22 protein-coding genes are annotated in these 22,747 nt (G+C 35.2%); 18 read left to right on the top strand and 4 right to left on the bottom strand.

The genetic code is table 11. From position 1 onward, the window contains the following. The first annotated feature begins 12 nt into the window (after window positions 1-12). Window positions 13-327: an MTH1187 family thiamine-binding protein gene (locus Q5Y73_RS15665; RefSeq protein WP_305992853.1), complete on the top strand. Its 315-nt coding sequence runs from the start codon at window positions 13-15 to the stop codon at window positions 325-327. A 146-nt stretch (window positions 328-473) separates the two neighbouring features. Here Q5Y73_RS15665 and Q5Y73_RS15660 read toward each other — a convergent pair whose 3' ends face one another. Beyond that, a complete protein-coding gene (locus Q5Y73_RS15660; RefSeq protein ID WP_305992852.1) occupies window positions 474-2,336 on the bottom strand; it encodes a glycoside hydrolase family 3 protein in 1,863 nt (620 codons plus the stop codon). Between the two features lie 350 nt (window positions 2,337-2,686). On the opposite strand from Q5Y73_RS15660, the gene Q5Y73_RS15655 reads away from it, so the two are divergent. The 7 genes from Q5Y73_RS15655 to Q5Y73_RS15625 all read left to right on the top strand — a co-directional run bounded on the left by Q5Y73_RS15655 (window position 2,687) and on the right by Q5Y73_RS15625 (window position 10,254). After that, window positions 2,687-3,163, top strand: a complete 477-nt coding sequence (locus tag Q5Y73_RS15655; protein ID WP_305992851.1) for a hypothetical protein — start codon at window positions 2,687-2,689, stop codon at window positions 3,161-3,163. An 835-nt stretch (window positions 3,164-3,998) separates the two neighbouring features. Further along, entirely contained in the window at window positions 3,999-5,756 is a 1,758-nt protein-coding gene (locus tag Q5Y73_RS15650) for a peptide ABC transporter substrate-binding protein (protein ID WP_305992850.1), read from the top strand. Between the two features lie 125 nt (window positions 5,757-5,881). Then, window positions 5,882-6,832 carry an ABC transporter permease gene (locus Q5Y73_RS15645; protein WP_305992849.1) on the top strand — a complete coding sequence of 317 codons (951 nt, stop codon included), beginning with the start codon at window positions 5,882-5,884 and terminating at the stop codon, window positions 6,830-6,832. 3 nt (window positions 6,833-6,835) lie between these two features. Further along, window positions 6,836-7,786, top strand: coding sequence for an ABC transporter permease (locus Q5Y73_RS15640; protein WP_305992848.1), 951 nt, complete (start codon window positions 6,836-6,838; stop codon window positions 7,784-7,786). A gap of 42 nt (window positions 7,787-7,828) precedes the next feature. Next, window positions 7,829-8,845, top strand: a complete 1,017-nt coding sequence (locus Q5Y73_RS15635) for an ABC transporter ATP-binding protein (protein ID WP_305992847.1) — start codon at window positions 7,829-7,831, stop codon at window positions 8,843-8,845. After that, a complete protein-coding gene (locus tag Q5Y73_RS15630) occupies window positions 8,845-9,807 on the top strand; it encodes an ABC transporter ATP-binding protein (RefSeq protein ID WP_305992846.1) in 963 nt (320 codons plus the stop codon). The genes Q5Y73_RS15635 and Q5Y73_RS15630 overlap by 1 nt, the downstream gene beginning before the upstream one ends. A gap of 54 nt (window positions 9,808-9,861) precedes the next feature. Next, on the top strand, window positions 9,862-10,254 hold the full coding sequence (locus Q5Y73_RS15625) for a DUF3899 domain-containing protein (RefSeq protein ID WP_305992845.1): 393 nt from the start codon (window positions 9,862-9,864) through the stop codon (window positions 10,252-10,254). A gap of 189 nt (window positions 10,255-10,443) precedes the next feature. Here Q5Y73_RS15625 and Q5Y73_RS15620 read toward each other — a convergent pair whose 3' ends face one another. The 3 genes from Q5Y73_RS15620 to Q5Y73_RS15610 form a co-directional block, all read right to left on the bottom strand. Beyond that, the gene (locus Q5Y73_RS15620; RefSeq protein WP_305992844.1) at window positions 10,444-10,758 is read right to left on the bottom strand and encodes a hypothetical protein; all 315 of its coding nucleotides are present in this window, start codon (window positions 10,756-10,758) and stop codon (window positions 10,444-10,446) included. A gap of 205 nt (window positions 10,759-10,963) precedes the next feature. Continuing rightward, complete coding sequence (locus Q5Y73_RS15615; protein WP_305992843.1) at window positions 10,964-11,347, bottom strand: TetR family transcriptional regulator C-terminal domain-containing protein; 384 nt, start codon at window positions 11,345-11,347, stop codon at window positions 10,964-10,966. 37 nt (window positions 11,348-11,384) lie between these two features. After that, on the bottom strand, window positions 11,385-12,581 hold the full coding sequence (locus Q5Y73_RS15610) for an MFS transporter (RefSeq protein WP_305992933.1): 1,197 nt from the start codon (window positions 12,579-12,581) through the stop codon (window positions 11,385-11,387). A 364-nt stretch (window positions 12,582-12,945) separates the two neighbouring features. Between Q5Y73_RS15610 and Q5Y73_RS15605 the strand changes: the two genes are divergently transcribed. From Q5Y73_RS15605 to Q5Y73_RS15560, 10 genes are all read left to right on the top strand, one after another. Then, window positions 12,946-13,683 (top strand): FadR/GntR family transcriptional regulator, encoded by a 738-nt coding sequence (locus Q5Y73_RS15605; RefSeq protein WP_305992842.1) that lies wholly within the window; start codon window positions 12,946-12,948, stop codon window positions 13,681-13,683. Between the two features lie 284 nt (window positions 13,684-13,967). Next, the gene (locus Q5Y73_RS15600; RefSeq protein WP_305992841.1) at window positions 13,968-14,855 is read left to right on the top strand and encodes a dihydrodipicolinate synthase family protein; all 888 of its coding nucleotides are present in this window, start codon (window positions 13,968-13,970) and stop codon (window positions 14,853-14,855) included. Window positions 14,856-14,876: 21 nt separating this feature from the next. Continuing rightward, window positions 14,877-16,313 carry an aldehyde dehydrogenase family protein gene (locus tag Q5Y73_RS15595; protein WP_305992840.1) on the top strand — a complete coding sequence of 479 codons (1,437 nt, stop codon included), beginning with the start codon at window positions 14,877-14,879 and terminating at the stop codon, window positions 16,311-16,313. A 122-nt stretch (window positions 16,314-16,435) separates the two neighbouring features. Then, entirely contained in the window at window positions 16,436-16,711 is a 276-nt protein-coding gene (locus Q5Y73_RS15590) for a (2Fe-2S)-binding protein (RefSeq protein WP_305992839.1), read from the top strand. Beyond that, the gene (locus tag Q5Y73_RS15585; protein ID WP_305992838.1) at window positions 16,704-17,039 is read left to right on the top strand and encodes a (2Fe-2S)-binding protein; all 336 of its coding nucleotides are present in this window, start codon (window positions 16,704-16,706) and stop codon (window positions 17,037-17,039) included. Before Q5Y73_RS15590 ends, Q5Y73_RS15585 begins: the two co-directional genes overlap by 8 nt. Then, window positions 17,036-18,253 carry an NAD(P)/FAD-dependent oxidoreductase gene (locus Q5Y73_RS15580; RefSeq protein ID WP_305992837.1) on the top strand — a complete coding sequence of 406 codons (1,218 nt, stop codon included), beginning with the start codon at window positions 17,036-17,038 and terminating at the stop codon, window positions 18,251-18,253. The genes Q5Y73_RS15585 and Q5Y73_RS15580 overlap by 4 nt, the downstream gene beginning before the upstream one ends. Before the next feature lie 74 nt (window positions 18,254-18,327). Further along, a complete protein-coding gene (locus Q5Y73_RS15575) occupies window positions 18,328-19,518 on the top strand; it encodes an NAD(P)/FAD-dependent oxidoreductase (protein ID WP_305992836.1) in 1,191 nt (396 codons plus the stop codon). Window positions 19,519-19,530: 12 nt separating this feature from the next. Further along, the gene (locus tag Q5Y73_RS15570; RefSeq protein WP_305992835.1) at window positions 19,531-20,553 is read left to right on the top strand and encodes a proline racemase family protein; all 1,023 of its coding nucleotides are present in this window, start codon (window positions 19,531-19,533) and stop codon (window positions 20,551-20,553) included. 20 nt (window positions 20,554-20,573) lie between these two features. Beyond that, window positions 20,574-21,557 (top strand): proline racemase family protein, encoded by a 984-nt coding sequence (locus tag Q5Y73_RS15565; protein ID WP_305992834.1) that lies wholly within the window; start codon window positions 20,574-20,576, stop codon window positions 21,555-21,557. A 245-nt stretch (window positions 21,558-21,802) separates the two neighbouring features. Further along, window positions 21,803-22,660, top strand: coding sequence for a YitT family protein (locus tag Q5Y73_RS15560; RefSeq protein WP_305992932.1), 858 nt, complete (start codon window positions 21,803-21,805; stop codon window positions 22,658-22,660). Window positions 22,661-22,747 lie beyond the last annotated feature (87 nt).

Here is a 22,747-nt window from a genome sequence, read left to right as displayed (position 1 = left end):
GAGTATTGCAAAATGGCGATTGTAGATATAACCATAATTCCAATAGGTACAAATAGTTCTAGTGTGAGTGATTTTGTAGCTGAAATCCATAAAACACTAGATCAATTTAAAGATAAAGTAAAAGTTCAACTTACTCCTATGAGCACTCTGATTGAAGGAGAGTTGGATGATTTGTTTGAAGTTATAAAGGTGATTCATGAAGTACCCTTCAATAAAGGTGCACATAGAGTGGCTACGAACATTAGAATTGATGATCGAAGAGATAAACCATTGAAAATGACTGAAAAGGTAATGAAAGTTCAAAAAAAAATGAACAGTTCATCTTAAAGAAAGTCAAAACAAGGTTTGTGAATTTTTGAATCGTACAGTGTAAAGAATCATTTGAAGCATTACTATATATGAAGCAATTGAAGGATTGATTAAGCGAGTATGTTTGTAAATGAATAAGGGGGCAATGCCCCCACTAAAAAATTCTAAGGAAAAGTTAAACCGTAACCATATGGGAATAATGGATCATATTGTGAATCACCAATATTGATTGGAATTTGATCTCCGGTTCGTGGCCAGCTCATTGGTAAGGTGCCAGTGAAATTGTAATCACCAAATAACACATCAGCAACTCCGCCACCTTCAGTTCCAGGAAGCCAAGCTTCTACAAAAGCATTCCAATCAGCTAGTTGATCTGTAACAATAAGAGGTCTCCCTGATACTAAGATAACGACGATAGGAACACCAGCTCTTTTCATTTTGTCTAATACAGCTAGGTCTGTTCTCTCTAATCCAAAATTACCTGGTTTATCTCCATTTCCTTCAGCATAAGGTTTCTCACCTATAACAACGATAGCAACATCATAATCCGACTTTATGCCTATCCCTCTTTCATTGTATGTGACTGTTGTAGATGGAGAGACTGCATTTTGAATTCCTTCTAATATAGTAGTACCTGGTGTGATATCTCCTCCACTTCCTTGCCAGCTAATAGACCAGCCACCTGATTGATATCCTATATTATCGGCATTTTTTCCTGCTACAAAAACTTTATTTAAATTTTTAGAAAGGGGTAGGATGTTTCCTTCATTTTTAAGAAGGACTAGGGATTGTCTTACTGCATCTCTTGCAATGTCTCTATGTGCTTGTGATCCAACTGTTGCTGTGTATGTTCGATCGGTGTAAGGGCTTTCGAATAATCCCAGCTCAAACTTCTTCGTTAAGATTCTTTCCACTGCATCATCAATTCGAGTCATAGCAATTCGCCCCTCATTGACTTCTGTTCTAAGTGTGTTTATAAAATTCACATAATTATCTGGTACCATGATCATATCTATTCCTGCATTAATAGAATCCCTTACATCACTAGCGTAATCACCGGGCAATTGATCTATTGCGGCCCAATCAGATACGATAAAACCATCAAACCCTAATTCACCCTTTAAAACATCATTAATTAAATAATCATGTCCATGTAGCTTTTCTCCATTCCAGCTACTATAAGATATCATTATTGATCCAACCCCACTATTAATCGCATTGAGATACGGAGCTATGTGAATGTCCCTTAATTCTTGTTCAGAAATTTGTGTGTCTCCTTGATCATCTCCTCCAGTGGTACCGCCATCTCCCACCCAATGTTTTGCTGTTGCTAAAATGGTTGCTGGATCGTTTAAATTTGTACCTTGCAATCCTTCGATTATTGTTGCATATGAACTTGCAATTTCAGGATCTTCTCCAAAACTTTCGTAGGTTCTTCCCCAACGTTCATTTCTAGCTACACTGAGAGCTGGTGCAAACGTCCAGTCTATCCCAGTTCCTGCCACTTCTTTTGCAGTAGCTTCACCTATTTGTTTTAATAAAGCGGGATTTCTAGTTGCTCCTAAACCAATGTTATGCGGGAAAATTGTTGCTCCATATACATTATTATGTCCATGTACAGCATCAATGCCATAAATCAAAGGAATACCTAGATTGCTAGATAAAGCAATGGATTGATATTGATCATACATATCTGCCCAAGCTTCTGGCGTATTGGGAGTAGGTGCAGACCCGCCACCACTTAATAACGAGCCTAAATAATAGGTTGCAATATCTTGATCACTATTTAAGTATCTACGATCAACCTGTGTCATTTGGCCAATTTTTTCATTCAAACTCATTCGTGATACTAGGTCTGATACTCTATCAGGAATAGCTGCAGTTGGATCTTGATAAACTAGGACCTCTCCATTTACCACACTTGGATTTCCTAAAGTAGGGATTAGTAGGCTTAGTATTGTGACTATGCTCAATAAGATAATGAATAATCTTTTACGAGATAATGATTTATGCATGTATATCTTCATTTCATTTCCTCCTTTGTTTTTAAATCATGTAATCGTTCTCATTAAATTCATATTCGCTATTTATGACTTACATTCTTGTATTACCTCTACATTCTTGTGATTTGTAGCATTAATTTGACATAGACATGCAAATTTTAACGAGGATATATAAAAAGCGATCAGTTTCTGGTATATTGTGGTATAATCGGTATTTCAGAAGAATTAAGCGAATATCAATCTGATAAGGAAATGGTATAAGTAATAAAATCGTTTATTCGTAGGGTTGATTTATCATTTTATGGATGCTAGAATAATAATTCGATATTTTAATACTGCTAAATTAATTAATGTATAATAATTGGGGGCTTCATATGAGAACAATATCAATCAACCGTGCTTTAAGAGAATTAAAGTCATTAAATGATAGAATTATAAAGTCATTAAATGATAGTAATTTTGTTTCTTTTGTAAAAGGAACTAAAGGCGTGGTGAAAGGATATTCTAACAACAAGCAATATGAAGAAAAAGTAAGATCTAAATTGCAGTCTGTAAGAGATTTAATGGATAATAGAAAATTTATTATGTCTGCTATTGTAGAATCAAATGCTAAAACGGTTTGTGAAGTAGCTGGTATGAAAATGACTGTAGCTGATGCTATTGAAAGAAAGAACAACATTAAATATGATAAACAATTGCTCCAAAAACTTAAAAGTGATTTTGCTAGAGCAAACGACAATATAGAACTTAAAAATGTAGAAGTTGAGAAACGTTTAGATCATCATATAGAGATTACCTTCGGAAAAGAAAATCAAAAAATTAAAAAAGAAATCACATGCATCCCTAATTGATGATATATAGAGTGTATTCGACAATTAAATTAAAATTTAGTTTTCAAATATAAACACTCAAATTTCATTTATCAAATCTCTTTAAGCTTAAACATTAAGTATTAGGATTGAAACCTCGATAAAATCCTTGAGTACGGTTTAGGAGCATTCTCTGATTATCCTTATAGTTCCCGCAAGGCTGGGTCTTCAGCAACAACCTGAAATTCAACTCCTCATTAATCACCTTTTAAAAAGCCTCTTATTGTATATTCCATCCAGTTATTTCTATTAAAAACAGAATTATATACATTTTTCTTACGAAAAAAAACGAATGGATAAAAAAATACACAAAATCTACAAAATGAAAACATTTTCATCTTGACTCAATTTTCAGAATATTATATGATTGTAAATATCAAATGGTTAGACCATTAGATATTTAAAGGTTAGACCTTTGGACATTTTGAGGGGGAGTTTTACCGGGCATTTTCCCTTGTCCCAATTCTCTGTAGCCACAGAGAAAAAATCAATTCAGTTTTGTTCACTTCTATATTATTACATACCCACTAATGTTTATCGATCCATAGAACAAAGAAATTTAGTTGGAAGTTTAATCACATTTGATAACATTGAATCTAATCAGAAAGCGCTTCCATCCAGTGTAAAATTTCTAAATTATATGATAGATCGATAACGAACAATTTTAACTCCTAGATAAGTCCTCCTTGCTTTGTTCATCCTAATGATTTGATAAAGGATATTTCATGATCAAACAATATTGTAAATGGTAGATGTGAATGTGATAGTAAAGTGAAACAAAATTGAAAGGGTAAAAATATTAAGGAGGAGAAATTTGATGAAGAGTAACAACAAAAGAGTGATGATGATTTTAGCTTTGTTTATGGCTGTGATTGTAGGACTTGCAGCTTGTAGTGGGGGAGACGAAGCAACACCTGCCACTTCAGATAGTGATACAGGAACTACTACAGAAGGAACAACTAGTGAATCTAGTGGTGAATCAGAGGGAAGTGAACAAGTATTTGTTACGGGTACATCTGAACCAACCTCATTAAGTCCTGTACATGGTTCTTATACTCAAGATCAGTTGATTATGAATAATATCTTTGATGGATTAATGCAAAAGCTGATAGATGAGACAATCGTACCTGGTATTGCAGAAAGTTATGAATTAAACGGAAACACTTATACGTTTAAGATTAGAGATAATGCTAAATGGTCTAATGGAGACCCTGTTACTGCGCATGATTTTGAATTTGGATGGAAGACTGCTCTTGATCCTAGAAATGCAGGGGAGTACTCTTGGATTTTTGAATTGATTGCACTTGAAGGTTATGCAGAATTAGGGGAAGTTGAATTGCCTGAAGAAGCTACAGCAGAAGAATTAGAAGCGCTAATTCGCCCAGCTTTGGATAATTTAGGATTTAAAGCTGTAGATGACAGTACTTTTGAGGTTCAAGTTACTGACATTGTACCACAATTTTTAGAACTAATGGCATTCCCTACTTTCTATCCAATTAATGAAGAATTTTATAACTCAGTTGGTGGAGATGACGGATATGCTAGTGAATTAGATAAATTGTTATATAATGGTCCTTTTGTAATTTCAGATTGGTCACATGATGATAAGATTGTTCTATCACCAAATGAAGAATATTGGGATAGAGATGCTGTAAAGTTAGATAAAGTTGTTCTTGAACTGACTGGTGTGAGTACTCGAGAGCAAAGATTTGATAATAAAGAATTTGATTTGGTTATGAATGTTGGACCTGACTTCATTGATCTTTATAAAGATAGACCAGAGGCTACTCAGTATGCTAAAACACAAACTAGTTGGTTTTTAATGAATTTAGTTAACAAAGACACTATTGAAGGTAAATTCTTGAATAATAAAGACTTCCGTGAAGCTATGTCTTTAGGGATTGATCGAAATGTAGTAACAGCAGTAACAGGTGGGGTGAAAGTACCTGCATCAGGAATTCTTCCTACTGGATTAGTTGGTTCTTCTCCAGATGCAGATTTCCGTACAGAATTTTCTGGAAATGCTGACTTACTTCGTTATGACCCTGAAAGAGCAAAAGAATTAGTTGCAAAAGCTGTAGCAGAAATCGGTGCTGATGTACCTGAAATATCTGTTGGTACATATTCTGGTGATACTGCTAATGAAATGCAAATTATTCAAGAACAATTAAGACAAGTAGGAATACCTATCACTCTTGAGATTCAAGATTCTAAGGTAAGAAGAGAACAACAAAAAACATTTGAATATCATATTATTTACACTGGTTGGTTTGCGGATTACAATGAACCAACAACATATCTAGATCTTTTCACGACTACCGGTTTTTATTCGGTTAGAAATGGTTATTCCAATACTAAGTACGATGCATTAAAAGAAAAATCTAAAGCAGTGGATGGAAAAGAAAGATTTGATATTTATGGTGAAATGGAAAGAATCGTATTATCCGACTATGCGTTTATTCCAACTGTATTTGACGGATATTATACTTTACAACAAGAATATGTGAAAGATCTTGGAATTCATGCTTCTGGACCTCCATATTCCTTCAAATGGACATATATTGATGGTAAATAATAATGAGATCTAATAAGTAAAATTATTTCATACTCAATTCAAGGTATATGTGAAAGCATATACCTTGAATTTTAATAACAAAATGAAGGAAACCCTATTTCAATGTAGAATTGGAGCTGTAGATGATGGGTAAATATTTATTACATCGTTTTATATTTATGTTAGTGACGATTTGGGTTGTTATCACACTTACTTTTTTCTTAATGAAATTAATGCCAGGCAGCCCTTTTAATGAAGATAAACTTCCGGAATCTGTAAGAGAAGTAATGTTGGAAAAGTATGGTTTGGATAAGTCAATACCAGAGCAATATTTTCAATATTTAACAAATGCTATACAGGGTGACTTTGGTACCTCTTATATTACAAAAGGAAGGGAAGTCACAACGATTATTTTTGAAAGAATAGGACCTTCTGCTACGCTAGGATTACAAGCAGCAGCAATTAGTATACCATTTGGTGTATTGTTAGGTATGGCAGCTGCTTTAAGAAGGGGTAAAATGTTAGACTATATGTCTGTTGGATTTGCCGTTATTGGTTTTGCTATTCCAAACTTTGTTGTTGCTGTTTTATTGCAATACATATTTGGTGGTAATCATGCATTGTTCGGATTGTTAGACAAACCCCCTCTACCTGTAGCTTTGTGGGGCGAATTTAAGCATACGATCTTACCAACTCTTTCATTAGCATTTGGTGGATTCGCTTATTACACAAGAATGATGCGTTCAGAGATGTTGGAGGTATTAGGGCAAGATTATATAAAAACAGCTAAATCGAAAGGGTTATCCAAAAGGGTAGTCTTATTTCGACATTGTTTAAGAAATGCTTTAATCCCGATTGCAACCTCTTTGCCAGTATTTATTTTATTTGCATTAACGGGTTCCCTAGTTATAGAAACGATTTTTGGTATTCCAGGAATTGGAAATGAATTAGTGGATTCTGTAAGAGATAGAGATTATTCTGTAACGATGGGATTAACGTTGTTTTACTCCATGTTGTATATCGTAGCTTTATTTTTAGTTGATATCTTATATTCATTGATAGATCCAAGAATACGTGTATTGGGAGGAAGTGACTAACGCATGAATACGAATCCAACGATATCAAAAGATAGGTTTGAAAAAATAGATAAAAATGTTTTGTTTGAAGGAGAAAAAGATTATAAAAGCGTTTCTTTTTCTCAGGACGTATGGCGTCGTTTAAAGCAGCATAAACCTGCAATGATTTCTATTTTTATTTTGATTTTTATTGTTCTAATGTCATTATTTGCACCATTGATGAATGAGCATGATGCTATGACTCAGATTTATACAAATTCAGAGGGAGAGTCAAATTTAAAACATACACCGACGCTTACGGATAATAATTGGTTTGGAACAGATGAGTTTGGTAGAGATATGTGGACTAGAACGTGGGAAGGTGCTAGAGTCTCACTGTTAATTGGTGTTATAGCTGCGTCGCTTGATGTAGTTTTTGGAATTGTATATGGTGTCATCGCTGGATATTTCGGAGGCAGAGCTGATTTTCTTATGATGCGTTTTATTGAAATTATTGTAAGTATTCCAAATATTATTATTGTTGTATTACTAATTTTAGTTTTAGAACCAGGTATAACTGCTATTATTATTGCAATTGCACTTACTGGTTGGGTAGGTATGGCAAGGTTAGTCCGAGGACAAGTATTTAGTTTGAAAAATCGGGAATTTATATTAGCAGCTCGATCTCTTGGAACAAAGCCAGCAAAAATGATGAGTATGCATTTAATACCTAACATGGTAGGCCCAGTGTTAGTAAATATTTCTTTTACAATCCCGTTTGCCATCTTTACTGAAGCTTTTTTAAGTTTTATTGGACTGGGCGTGCCAGTACCTTATGCTTCTTTAGGATCTTTAATTAGTGACTCTAGAAACTTTGTAACTACTTATCCATTTCTTTTATTAATACCTGCTACTATCCTTACTTTAATTGTAACTTCGTTCAGTATATTTGGAGACGGATTGCGTGATGCGGTTGATCCAAAATTACGTAAATAATGAAATGAATATGGAAAAGAGCTAAAGGAGGTTTTTTTAATAATGAGTAAATTGTTGGAAATTAAAGATTTGTATTTTTCTTTTGATACTTTCCAAGGTGAAGTAGAAGCTATTCGGGGTATAAACTTTGAAGTGAATAAAGGGGAAGTAGTCGCACTTGTAGGCGAATCTGGATCTGGAAAAAGTGTTACTTCTCAGGCTATTATTGGATTAAACCCAATGCCACCAGGACGCTATAAGCAGGGCTCTATTAATTTTGACAATAAAGATTTAACTTCCATTTCGGAAAAAGAATTTCAGAAAATTCGTGGAGCAGAGGTATCTATGATTTTTCAAGATCCGATGACGTCTTTAAACCCTACTATGAAAATAGGTACACAAATTACTGAAAGTTTGATTAAACACCAAGGCATGAGCAAGTCAGAGGCTAAGCAAAGAGCAATTGAAATGTTAGGCTTAGTTGGAATTCCGAATCCAGATAAATTAATATACAGTTACCCTCATCAATTTAGTGGTGGTATGAGACAGAGAGTTATGATTGCGATTGCATTAGCATGTAATCCAAAGCTGCTTATTGCAGATGAACCTACAACGGCATTAGATGTAACGATTCAGGCTCAAATTATTGAACTTATGAAAGGTTTGCAAGATAAACTTCATACCTCAATTATTTTAATTACGCATGACTTAGGTGTGGTGGCGAATATAGCGCAGCGTGTCGTTATTATGTATGCAGGAAAAATTGTTGAGCAGGGAACGTTGAATGAAATATTTTATGAATCCCGTCATCCGTATACTTGGGGATTGTTGGAATCTGTACCTAGACTCGATTCTAAGGAGCATGGGAGATTGGCATCTATTCCAGGAACACCACCTCAATTGATTGATCCCCCAAAAGGATGTCCTTTTGCGGAAAGATGCGAATTTGCCATGAAGGCGTGTATTGAGGAGTTTCCAGAAGAAACAACATTATCTTCCAGTCATAAAGTGAGTTGTTGGTTAGAGGATCCTGCCGCTCCAACGGTAGAAAGACCGGTACAGTCAGGGGGACATGTATAATGGGTGCAAAAACACTACTGGATATAAGAAATTTATCGAAGGAATTTAAAGTTTCTGGTGGGCGAACGTTAAAAGCTGTAAATGATGTCTCATTTTCTATATCAGAAGGAGAAACTTTTGGTTTAGTAGGAGAGTCTGGATGTGGCAAGTCTACAACAGGAAGAACCATTTTGCAGTTGTATAATGCTACTGAAGGAGAGATTTATTTTAATGGTGAAAATATTATTAAGATGAATAAGAAACAGAAGTATGCACTGCATAGTGATATGCAAATGATCTTCCAGGACCCATATGCTTCATTAAATCCTAGATTAACGGTAACAGAGATTATTTCTGAAGGTATGGATGCTCTTGGCATGTATAAAGGTGATAAATCAGGAAAATATGATAGAGTTCTAGAATTATTAAATAAAGTTGGACTAAAGAAAAATCATGCTAATCGATATCCACATGAGTTTTCTGGGGGACAACGACAACGTATTGGTATTGCTCGAGCCCTTGCTGTGAAACCGAAGTTTATCATTGCTGATGAACCGATTTCAGCGCTTGACGTATCAATACAAGCTCAGGTTGTAAATCTATTTCAAGATTTACAAGAAGAAGAGAACCTTACTTATTTGTTTATTGCTCATGATTTATCTATGGTAAAGCATATTTCTGATCGCATCGGTGTGATGTACTTAGGAAAACTTGTTGAAGTATCAGAGAGTGTAGAGTTATATGATAATCCACTACATCCATACACTCAGGCTTTATTATCTGCTATTCCGATCCCTGACCCTAAAGTGGAGCATTCTAGGGAGAGAATTGTTTTACAAGGAGATGTACCAAGTCCGATGAACCCTCCGAGTGGTTGTCATTTTAGAACACGATGCGCTCATGCTAAAAAAGAATGTGAATCGATGATACCTCAGTTGAAAGAAGTAGAGAAAGGTCATTTCGTAGCTTGTCATTTGTATTAGTTGAAAGAAACACCTGTTCCAATTCATATATGAATTTCAACTAGGAGGTGTGTTATGAACTTACAAATCAAACTGAGAATTCTCACACCTACAATCGTATTTCTGATATGTGGCGTATATAGTTTTCTTTTTTATGACAAAAGTGTATACCAAACCCTGATTAATACAACATTTATGGTTGGAATATTTTGTTTATCTTTGAGCGCTGTTGTTTTTGTTTCTAATGGCTGGTTTAAACCCGTTTATAAATTTATAATTAGAAGAAAAAAACCATCAAAGGAAGAGTTAGATGAGAGTTTGGTGAATTATCAGGTTGATGCTAACGTTCTTAATGAAAGAGAAATAATAAAACAGAAGAAGCAGCATATTAGAAAAGAATCTATGCTACTTCCTCTTATTACAGCAATTCCATTAATCATAACATCGATTGTTCTTTTGCTGCTGTAAAAATTCAATAAAATACTGTACATACCTTTCTATTATGCAGTACTAGTAATTCAATGTTTCCATTGCATAATAGACATGTGCATTAAAGTTAAACCCCCTTTCTGAATAGAGTAGGGGTTTAATGTTTTTTTATAACATAAGAATTTAAAAGTTTTCAAATAGGTCACCGAGTTTTTGTTATATCATTCATTACAATGGTTTCAGATTATCTCGATTATATTTTGAATCTCGCCATGTCATCCCACCATTTATTGTGGCATTAATTCCACCCCTCAATGATCCAATAACTAATATAATCCCAACGATTGGTAATGCAACACCATACCACCAACCATTTTTAAAATATTTAGCGTAAGTTGCATAGGCGATAACTAACGTAATAACGGTAATCATGTAAACCGTTTTTGACTTTTCTACACTTCTAATTAATTGTCCATTCGTTTCGTACCAGTTCCATACAGACACTAAATCTCTGTCAAATGCAACATCTTGTCTGTATCCCATAGCATACCGAACATTGCTGCTCTTTGAAAAATGAATGTTGCATAAAGTTTAGATAAGAAATGTTTGCCTTTAAATTCTGGAAGTAAGGTTAAATGATCTGATTCATGGTATAAAGCATAACCCATTGCTTTTTCGAGACACGTGGGAAAGATCAATAGCTCCTTTGTGAATGGAATTGAACAATCGTTCTAATTACATTAAAAAATTAGTTTTGACAAAAGTCAAGAAATATACGTGTTGTTTCTTGCGATAGATGTTGGAGCAACTTAATGTCTAAACTATCTGTTAAATTACATATTCCCACGATCCATGCACCATACAACAACATTGCTTCCTCTAGATTTATGAAGCTGAACTCCCCACTACCCACTCCTTCAAGAAAGATCTCTGCGGAAGCTTGTTGGGGTATCAATGCTAGTTCTTCATATAATTGATGTTTTATTTCCTCACTTGTTTTTCGATCAGCATATAGTTCTTGGCCTGCTTTTAACAAAGGAGTCTGATAATTACTAACCACATGATTTGAATAGGGAAATGGAAGATACAACCAGATGAGTTGAATTAAAATTGTCAGGAAAGTGAACTTCATTTAAAATAAAGAATAGTGATCTTACTGATGATGCTGTTTATTCATTCCCTCTAGGCAATAATAAAAGTAAAAAACCTACAAAAGGCAAGAAGCTAAGCAAATACATGACCTGATCTAAACCTATGTATTCAATTGAATAACCCAATACCCCTGATCCAATCGCTCCCAACCCAAAAGCTAAACCCAGTATGATACCTGTTACAGTACCTATTTTGTTTGGAATTAACTCTTGAGCATATACCACCATTACTGTGAAGCTAGACAACATGATAAATCCAATGACAAAACAAAGAACAATGGCAAAATGCGGATCAGCATATGGAAGCATCAATGAAAATGGTATTGTGCCAAACATTGATAATAACATCACATTTTTCCTTCCCCAACGATCGGATAGTGTCCCTCCGAATAAGGTACCTAATACACCACCAAATAAAAACAGAAAAATATATACTTGGGCATGACTAAATGAAAGATTGTATTTTTTAATAATATAAAATTGATAAAAACTAGTAATACCGGAGTAGTACCATGTTCTAGCAATGATGTAAATAACTAATATAAAAAAGATATAGATTAATTCGAGTCTACCAATTTGCTTTGTTTTTATATCTTTCTTTTCTTTCTTTGATATATGATGATTGTAAGCTTCCTTATACCAACTTGCAATTTTTAGTAAAGAGATCATGGCAATCATGACAGCAATGCTAAACCATAAGGCCCCAGATTTTCCTAGAGGAGCGAAAACTAAGGCTGCCATAATTGGTGCGAAGGCTTGTCCAAAATTACCACCGACTTGAAAAATAGATTGTGATAAACCTCGTTTATTACCAGCAGCATAATAAACAACTCTTGAGCCTTCTGGATGATAAACTGCAGATCCTACACCTATGAACATAATACCAATTAGAAGCAAACTATAATCCTCTACGACTCCGATAACGATGATTCCTATCAATGTAAAGAACATCCCTAAAGGGAGAGAGTAGGGGGTAAAACGAGTGTCTCCCCACCATCCCATGAAAGGTTGGATGATTGCGGCTGTAATGCTTAAAGTAAATCCCATAAGTCCAATTTGTGCGTATGAAAGATGTAAGCTTTCTTGCATGATTGGATATAGTGCTGGAACAATGGCTTGAATCAAATCATTTAGGAAATGAGTGAAGCCCATTAGGTATACAATAATAAATGTTGTCTGACCATTTGAATCTATTGAATATTTAGTTCTATTCATTCTACTCAATTAAAGTTCCCTCCTTTTGATGTAAGTTTGGACTTTATTAATCTATTATTATCATATCCTGCAATATAAAAAAAGAATTTTTCCCTATAACATAACGATATATAAAAAATACATATAAATTATGTATGTATAGATGAATCATTTTTATGAAGTAGAGTTTTTGTATATAGTTGTGTATACCTATTATAAATAGGAAGATAGTCCCTAAGTGATTTTTATCATAGTGGCTGTAACATTATATGTAATAAATATTCATTTTTTTCTTGACTCTATTTAAAGAGTATTGTATTATTATCTCAAATGGTTAGACCATTAGACTTTTACTTTGAATATATCGATATATAAGGAGAATTATATGGAAGGTAAAGCGAATTTGGGTGGAATCTTTAATAAGGTTCAACCAGTTAGAGGTTTTGAAGATATTGCTATGCAAATACAAGAAGCGATATACAGTGGACAGCTGAAAAGTGGGGATCGTCTGCCAAGTGAACGCGATTTAGCTGAAATGTTTCAAGTCAGTCGTTCTACTGTTCGCGAGGCTATTCGTGTACTGGAAGCTGAGAAGGTTGTAGAAGTTCGTAGAGGAGTTAAAGGCGGAATTATTATAGTTGAACCTAAACCTGAGCAAGTAGGTCGTTCAATTGAAGCTTTAATACGTTTCCGTGGAGCAACTGCTGAAGAATTGGGGGAGTTCAGAACTGATTTTGAAGGTCAAACAGCAGCTTTAGCTGCAAAAAGAGCAACACCTGAACAACTAATTCGTTTGCAAGAGATTACGGATTTGTTTAGAGATGAATCCACTACTTTTGAAACACCTTGGGCAAAATTAGTAGAATATGATCTTATGTTTCATGAGGAGGTTGCAAACGCTTCCCATAACAAAATAAGAGTAGCAATCATGATGGCAACTCATGGAATTTTGCAAAAATCTTCACTAAGTATAGAAAAAGTGGATACAACAGAATGGAGAAAACAACAAGCGGTAGACTTGCAAAGTATTACAGATGCAATAACTTCGCGTGATCAAAAGAAAGCACAACAAATGATGGAAGATCATGTAAGTAGAAATGTAAATAAATATACAGACAGTTAATTTTTTATCCGCACATATAAATTTGTTCTTAAGATCAGGTGATTTATCATCTGGGAATTATCTGATCGTTTGAACAAAATCAACATGCAACAAGTTGTTTTTTGAAAATTCTGATTTTTCAGATAGGTTGGTTTTGTTCAAACTTAGATCATGTTCTGAGTATTTTAACAAAAGCACCGTCATCTTAATCTATTAAGTACATTCGGTTCTTTTGCTTGCTTGGATATTTTTTATCTAGGTTAAAAAAACTTTAAGATCATAAATCATACTAAGGAGAGGTTGAAATGAAACAGTTTGAAGGTGTTTACGTAGCGATTGTTACGCCATTTACCGAAAATTATAAGGTGGATTATCAAGGTTTGAAAGATCATTGTGACTGGTTGATTCGTGAAGGGGTACATGGATTGATTCCAGCAGGTTCAGTAGGGGAATATGCTTCATTAACTAAAGAGGAAAGAGCTAAAGTAGTAGAAACTGTAATTGAAGCTGCTGCAGGTAGAGTTCCAGTTGTAGTTGGTACTGGTGCACCGTCTACTGATCAAGTAGTAGGATGGGTTCAGCACGCTAAAGATGCTGGGGCAGCAGGAGTTATGGCACTTCCACCTATTAATTATAATCCAACGGAAGCTGAAATTATTGCTCATTATGAAGCAATTTCAAGTGTTGGTCTTCCGATTATAGCATATAACAATCCACATGATTATAAAACAGATTTAACACCAACGTTATTAGCAAAACTTTCTAAAATAGAAAACGTAGTGGCTGTTAAAGAATTTTCTGGTGATATTCGTCGAGTTCAAGATATTTATGCAAGTGCTGATTTAGAAATTTTAATTGGTGTAGATGATTTAGGATTTGAAGGTCCACTAATGGGTACTACTGGATGGATTGCTGGATTTGCGAATGCTTTGCCAAAAGAAAGTGTGAGAGTGTTTGAACTTGGTAGACAAGGGAAAACAGAAGAAGCACTTCCATTATATCGTAAACTTTTGCCTTTATTCCATTATGATGCTAGACCAGATTTAGTTCAAGCTATTAAATATACACTTGAATTAGCTGGAAGACCAGTTGGATCTACTCGTCCTCCGCGTTTACCACTCGATGCATCAGAATTGAAATTAATTAAAGAAGCTTATGAGTTAGCAACAAGTAAAGATGAAGTAAAAGTTTAGTAGAAGGGAGAAAGATGCACCATGAAGAGTAGAAATTGGATCGGCGGTGAATGGATTACTCCTAACGAAGGAACAGTACTCGTTAAAAATCCATCAAACCTTAAGGAAGAGGTCGGAGTGATTCATTTATCTGATGAATCACAGGTTTTCCAAGCAGAGCAAGCTGCTAAACAAGCATTTAAGCAATGGTCAAAGCTGACTGCTGCAGCACGAGGAGAATATTTGTACAAAATGGCGGCTGCTCTTGAACAACATTTAGAAGAGTTAGCGACATTAGCCAGCTCTGAAATGGGCAAACCTATCACTGAAATGAAAGGTGAAGTCACTAGAGGAATTCATTTATTGCGTTATTATGCAGGTGAAGGTGTTCGAGCAGACGGATCAATTATTCCTTCTAGCGATATTAATGTATTGCAATATACTCGACGAACTCCACTTGGTGTAGTTGGTGTCATTACTCCATGGAATTTCCCTGTAGCTATTCCAATTTGGAAGTTTGCACCAGCATTGATTTGTGGTAATACAGTGATTTGGAAGCCAGCAGAAATTGCTTCTTTGACAGCTTCAAAAATGGCAGAGATTTTTGAAGAAGCAGGACTTCCTGGAGGTGTTTTAAATCTTGTCATTGGTAAAGGTAGAGTTATAGGTGAAGCTTTGCTAGAAAAGATTGAGATCAATGGTCTTAGCTTCACAGGATCTACTGATACAGGAAGAAGAATTGCTGCTACATGTGCAAGTAGAAATATTAAATACCAAACTGAAATGGGCGGAAAAAATGCTGCTATTGTTTTGAATGATGCAGATTTAAGTAAAACGATTCCTATGGTGATCAGTGGTGCTTTCCGTTCTTCTGGTCAAAAATGTACAGCAACTAGTAGAATTATTGTTGAAAAAGGAATTTATCCTGCTTTTGTAGAACAATTACAAAAAGCAGTTTCAGAAATTAAAATTGCAAATGCACTTGATCCTACAGCGTATCTAGGTCCAGTGGCTTCTAAATCTCAATTTGAAATAGTTCAATCTTATACTGAAATGGCAAGAAACCAAGCAGAAGTGATTGCTGAATGTCAAACTTCTGTTGAAGAAGAGGGTTATTATATTAAACCTTTGATTGCAACTGGAGTTCAAGCCAAACATTCATTGGTACAAGAAGAAATTTTTGGACCTGTTGCGGTTGCTTTACAAGCAGAAAACTTTGAAGAAGCAATCGATCTTTGTAATCAAACGATTTATGGTTTAAGTGCTTCTTTATTTACATCAGATTTATCTAAAGCACATCGTTTCTTAGACGAAGCAGATGCTGGAATGGTAAGAGTAAATCAGGAAACTGCAGGAGTTGAATATCAAGCACCATTTGGAGGTATGAAACTTTCCAGCTCTCATACTCGTGAGCAAGGACAGGCAGCATTAAGTTTTTACAGTGAAATTAAGACCTGCGCAATTAAACACACATTCTAAAATTACAATTTTAGATGTTGTTCATTTTTTTGAACTCGAACTATTTTATTAAGCGCAGAAAGTCCTATTTTCTTAGGGATGAATGCGCTTAATTATGTTTTCAGCTAATCAGGAGGATCGCCATGAGAGACCATAAAACAATTATATGTCGTTGTGAAGAAGTATCATTGGAAGATCTAGTTCGTACTGCAGAATCATATCGATGTTCCTCACGAGAGCTTAAATTGCGTACCAGAGCTGGTATGGGACAGTGTGGAGGGAGAACATGTCGTGCTTTAGTGGATTCAATCACACAAAAGTGCACAAATGATAGTACCCCACACGATATACCGCTTGGATATCAAGCTCCAATACGCCCAATAACATTTTCAATCATGGGGGAGAAGAAGGATGAGTAAAGGTAGAATTATAGATCACCCTATTCTTGGACGTTTAGATGAACGAGAAGAAGTTCATTTTACTTTTGATGAAAATAAACTGATTGGGTATGAAGGAGAAACTATCGCTGCTGCTTTATTAGCAAATGGTGAACGTGTTTTACGCTGCCATGAGGAGACGGGTAAATTACGCGGAATATATTGTAATATTGGTCACTGTATGGAATGTCGTGTAAATGTTGGGAATCAAAAATCAGTGCGCGCATGTCTGACTGTCATTCAAGAGGGCATGGAAGTGAAATCTGGTAGAAAATTACCAACGCCATTTAAGAAAGGTGAGACACAATGATAGATGTAATCATCGTAGGTGCTGGACCTGCTGGTTTATCTGCAGCTAACGTTTGCGCCAAGAATGGATTAAAAGTTAAAGTGGTTGATGAGTTTATGAAAGCCGGAGGTCGTTTGCTTGGGCAATTGCATGAAGAACCAGATGGTACATGGTGGAATGGAATTGAAGAAGCCAAAAAGCTTTCTGAAGATGCTCAAGAACTGAACGTAGCTGTTGAATGTGGTGTATCTGTTCACAATATAAAACAAGAGAAGAGCTATTGGAAAGTATATACAACTAAAGGTGATTTTAAAACTAGAGCCTTATTATTAGCTACTGGAGCAGCAGAGACATCACTCCCTATCCCTGGTTGGACTCTCCCTGGAGTCATGTCAATCGGGGCAGCACAGGTTATGACGAATGTTCATAGAGTTCGGGTTGGAGAAAGGGGTGTTGTTATAGGTATTAATATTTTATCAGCAGCCATTACAAGAGAATTACAATTAGCAGGAATTGAAGTTTCGAGTATGTACTTACCTGGTAAAAATATAGTCACTGAAGATGCTGCTAAACCGTTGTCCACTATGAAATCTATGTTAAAGGTTGCATCTTTAGCTCCTTCAAAGTTGATACGTTTAGGCAGCTATTTCATGAAATATGAATCACTCCAATCCTTAGCGGTTAGATTTTATCCCAAAAATGGGATGAAGGTTTGGGGAATGCCAGTTCATTTACGTAAGGCTGTACTTGAAATCGTAGGGGATAAAAAGGTTGAAGGTGTTAAAGTAGCACAAGTAGATGTGAACGGAGAACCAATTCTTTCTACAGAGAAATTTGTTCCTGCTGATTTTGTTTGTATAGCTGGAGGTTTGTATCCTCTTGTTGAATTAGCTGCTATATCAGGATGTCCTTTTCAATATATTGCTGAACTGGGAGGTCATGTTCCAGTTCATAATGAAAATATGAAAACACCAATAGATGGATTGTACGTTGCAGGTAATATAACGGGTATTGAAAGTGCAAAAGTGGCTATGAAACAAGGTGCAGTTGCTGGGTATTCAATCTCAATGGATTTATTGAAAACAGATGTAAATATTGAAGATCAATTACAACAGGCGATTAATCATGTTAAACAAACACGTAATCAAGCGACCATACAATTTCATCCTGATATTCATAGTGGTCGTGAAAAGATTCATGCTTCTTTTAAAAATACTTTAAGAACGGATATTTAAAACAATTACTATAAAAGCTTAAGCCTCACTTCATTCGATGGTAGAAGGGTTTAATATGAAAAAGAGGGATTTCTATGGATAGTAGAAATACAGAGGTTTTAATCATTGGCGGCGGTGTAATTGGTGCAGCAATTGCCTACTATACAGCTAAAAGCGGTATGGAAGTTACTGTCATTGACAAAGGAGATATCGCTAGTGGTACTTCCTCACGTTGTGATGGAAATATATTAGCCATTGATAAAGAGCCTGGATTTGATAGTCAAATGTCTTTGGAAAGTCAAAAATTAGTGGATCAATTAAGCAAAGAGTTGGATCTTGATTTTGAATACAGAGCCCCGGGCAGTATTTTAGTTTGTGAAAGTGAAGATGAAATGATAGCTGCCGAGAGTTGGGTAGAAAGGCAAAAAAAAGCAGGTCTTTCTTTTAAAATGCTGGATCGAAATGATATAAAACAAGAATCACCATATTTTGCTGATGATCTATTAGGTGGGCTTGAATGCGAAACAGATTCTACAATCAATCCTTATTTATTCACTTATTCTTTATTTCACGGGGCAACAAAGTATGGAGCAAAAGTAATGTTAAGGTGTGAAGTAGAAGGAATGTCGAGAGATTCTGTAACGGGTTTATTCAAAGTGAACACACCTAAAGGAGAAATTATAGCCAAAAAAGTGGTCAATGCTGGAGGAATCTGGGCACCATATATCGGTAATATGTTAGGTTTAGATATTCCTATTAAACCAAGAAAGGGTCATATCATTGTAGCTTCAAGAGATATGCCAGTTGGTATGAGGAAAGTTATGGAATTTGGATATTTGATGTCTAAATTCGGCAAGGAAAGAACAGTAGACGAAGAAACAGATAAATATGGGGTAGCGTTAGTTTTTGAACCGACTGAAAGTCAGAATTTTCTGATCGGCAGCAGTCGTCAATTCGTGGGATTTGATACAAGGGTAGATATGGATGTGGTGAATTGTATTGCACGTAGAACGATTCGGTTTTATCCCAAAATTGCTGATTTCATAATCATTCGAACTTATTCAGGTTTAAGGCCATGGACACCAGATCATTTACCAATCGTATCCCCTGTTGAAGAAATTCCTAATTATTATATTGCGGCAGGCCATGAGGGCGATGGCATAAGTTTAGCAGCGATTACTGGTAAATTAATGACAGAGTTATTGCAGGATCAAATCAATACCATAATACCAACTGATCCGATTCGCTATAGTCGATTTAAAAATGTATCCACGATTCAAACATAAGAGGGTGTTTTTATGAAAAGTAGCAAAATGTTTAGAACGATAGATACACATACAGGTGGAAATCCAACAAGAACTGTTTTGAGTGGACTTCCAAAGTTGTCTGGAAATACAATGTCCGAGAAAATGCTTCATATGAAAGAAGAATATGATTGGATTCGTAAATTGTTGATGAATGAACCCAGGGGTCATGATGTTATGTCAGGTGTATTGCTTATTGAACCTTGTCACCCTGATGCAGATTTGGGTGTTATCTATATAGAGACAGGTGGATACTTACCAATGTGTGGTCATGATACAATCGGTTTTTGTACTGCAATGGTTGAGTCTGGGATGATTGAAGTTGTTGAGCCGATCACAACATTAACATTGGATACACCTGCAGGGTTGGTGAAAACTGAAATATTGGTTGAAAATGGAAAAGCAAAGGAAGTTTCATTTCTAAATATTGATTCTTTTTTATATAAAAGTATTGAAGTGAATGTAGAAGGATTAGGGAATGTAGCTTGCGACATTGCATACGGAGGGAATTTCTATGCTATCACAGATGCAAGAACACTAGGGATTGAACTAGTACCTTCAAATTCAGCTGAAATTATAGAATCTGCTATAAAAATAAGAAAAGAAATTAACCAAAAGATTGAAATCGTTCATCCGCAATATCCTTTTATTCATGGATGTACACACGTTGAGTTTTATACTGATCCATCCCACAAGGATGCAAATGTAAAAAATACGGTTGTTGTACCCCCAGGGGGAATTGATCGTTCACCCTGTGGAACAGGAACTTCCGCTAAGCTAGCAACGTTATTTGCAAATGAGCAAATTAAAGTGGAAGAAGAATTTGTACATGAAAGTATAGTGGGAACCTTGTTTAAAGCTAAGGTTAAAGAACAAACAAAAGTCGGAGATTTACCCGCAGTGATTACAGTAATAACTGGATCGGCATGGGTCATGGGATTTCATACATTTTTCAGTCATGATGAGGATGAGTTGAATGAAGGATTTTTACTTATTCCACCTGCGGATGATCATTAATGAATTGGAGTGGATGAGCGATGGAAATGGTGAAACATTTTACAACTACGGATCTTCATGCAGCTGGTGAACCATTAAGAGTAATAACAGCTGGAATTCCCTATTTAAAAGGAAAGACGATGTTGGAAAAACAAGGATATTTTAATGAAAATTATGGATATGTTAAAAAAATACTTTTAAGTGAACCACGTGGACATTTAGGGATGAAGGGCTGCATCATCACTCCCCCAGATGATGCAGCATCGGACTGTGGTATTTTATTTCTCCAACATGAAGAAGTTTCTTCTTTATGTAGTCATAGTATTGTAGCTGTGGTGACATATTTGCTCGAAACAGGTGTGGTTCGACTAAGTGATGAAAAACAACAAGTTATCATAGATACACTTGCTGGTAAAGTAATAACGAACCCAGTATATGAGCGTTCACAAGTAAAATCAGTATCTTTTGATTATTTACCTGCATATGTTTACAAAGAAAATATCACATTAAACATATTAAAAAAAGAAATGACAGTGAATCTTGCTTTTTGTGATTCCTTTTATGCGATTGTTAATGCTGCTAAGATCGATTTAAACATCGAAATTGATCGACTCCCAGAACTGCATCGATGGAGTAAATATATAAGAAATGAACTAACCAATATATTACCTGACAATCAGAGTATAAAAGGTGTAGTCTTTTGTGAATCTCCACCTCTTTCCAAAGCAGATATAAGACAAGTTACCGTATTTGACAATGGACAAATTGAACGTTCTCCTTTTGGTGCTGGTTCAGCAACTCATATGGCTTTACTTAAAAATGAAGGTAAATTAGGAGTCGGAGATTCCATGATTTATGAAAGCATCGTAGGTGCCAGCACAAAATGTAAAATCTCTTCTATAAACGAAGAAGTTTTCAATACATCTGTAATATCTCGAATTAATGCCAGAGCATTTATTACTGGAATGCACCAATTTGTGGTTGACCCATCAGATCCATTGTTTGATGGCTTCTTATTAAAATGATTCTTATTTGATCAATATACTAATTATTATTCAAAAGCTTACTATGTTGAGAGACATTGTAAGCTTTTTCGATTGATAGTGGGAATAATTTGTACTAAATTCATAATAATGATTGACTTTTAATTCTTATAGCAGTTATATTAATTTTGGGTAGTTAGTGAGGAGTAACGTTAGGAGGAAGTTATGTGGTAAGTAGAAAAAACAACAAAACACAGTTAAATCTACTATCATATTTAAGAAGAAACATAACAAAAGCAAGAATAATAAAAACAAGTATTGTCATTATCGGTGCGTTATTTAATGCAGTTGCTTTTAATTTATTTTTAATACCTGCGGATGTTTTTTCAAGTGGTTTTGCTGGAATAGCACAGCTTACATCAAGTATCGTTAATGATTTCACACCGTTTTCTATTTCAACTGGTTTGGTGTTGCTTTTATTAAATATCCCTATTGCGATACTTGGATGGAGACATCTGGGAAAGTCATTTACTTTATATAGTTTTTTCAGTGTCATATTGCTGGCTTTATTTATGTGGAAAATGCCTATTTACGCAGTCGCTGAAGATGATATTTTGTTAAATGCAGTATTTGGTGGTGTATTATCTGCCATTGGAGTCGGAATGACTTTGAAATGGGGGGCTTCCACAGGTGGTATGGATGTTATCGTAATGATTCTGTCTAGATTGAAAGATAGACCAGCAGGCACATATTACTTGATTTTAAATGGAGGTATTATTACAGCTTCTGGAGCATTATATGATTGGCAGACTGCGCTTTATACATTAGTGGCTCTTTACGCTGCAACACGTGTAATAGATACCATTCATACTCGACATATCAAATTAACAGCTATGATCATTACATCAAAACCAGAACAATTGGAAGTTGCGTTAAGAGAAAAATTATCTAGAGGTATTACTAAAATTCCAGCTAAAGGTTCTTATTCAAATGAAAATAAAGAAATGTTATTAATTGTGATTACTCGTTACGAATTATTTAACTTAAAAAAAGTACTCAGTGAGACAGATCCAAATGCCTTTACAAATATTGTTCAGACAACGGGCATATTCGGATTCTTTCGTAAAGAATCAAGACTAGATTAAAATAAAAATAGTGTAATGATATAAAACAATGTATAATAGACTTGTTGTGGTTAAAGGTTGTCTTCTTCTTATCCTATTTTCAATGAG

The organism is Chengkuizengella axinellae, assembly GCF_030730905.1.
GTDB lineage: Bacteria > Bacillota > Bacilli > Paenibacillales > KCTC-33759 > Chengkuizengella > Chengkuizengella axinellae.
The sequence above is the reverse complement of the archived record's forward strand: the minus strand, read 5'-3'. Positions and strand labels throughout refer to the sequence as shown.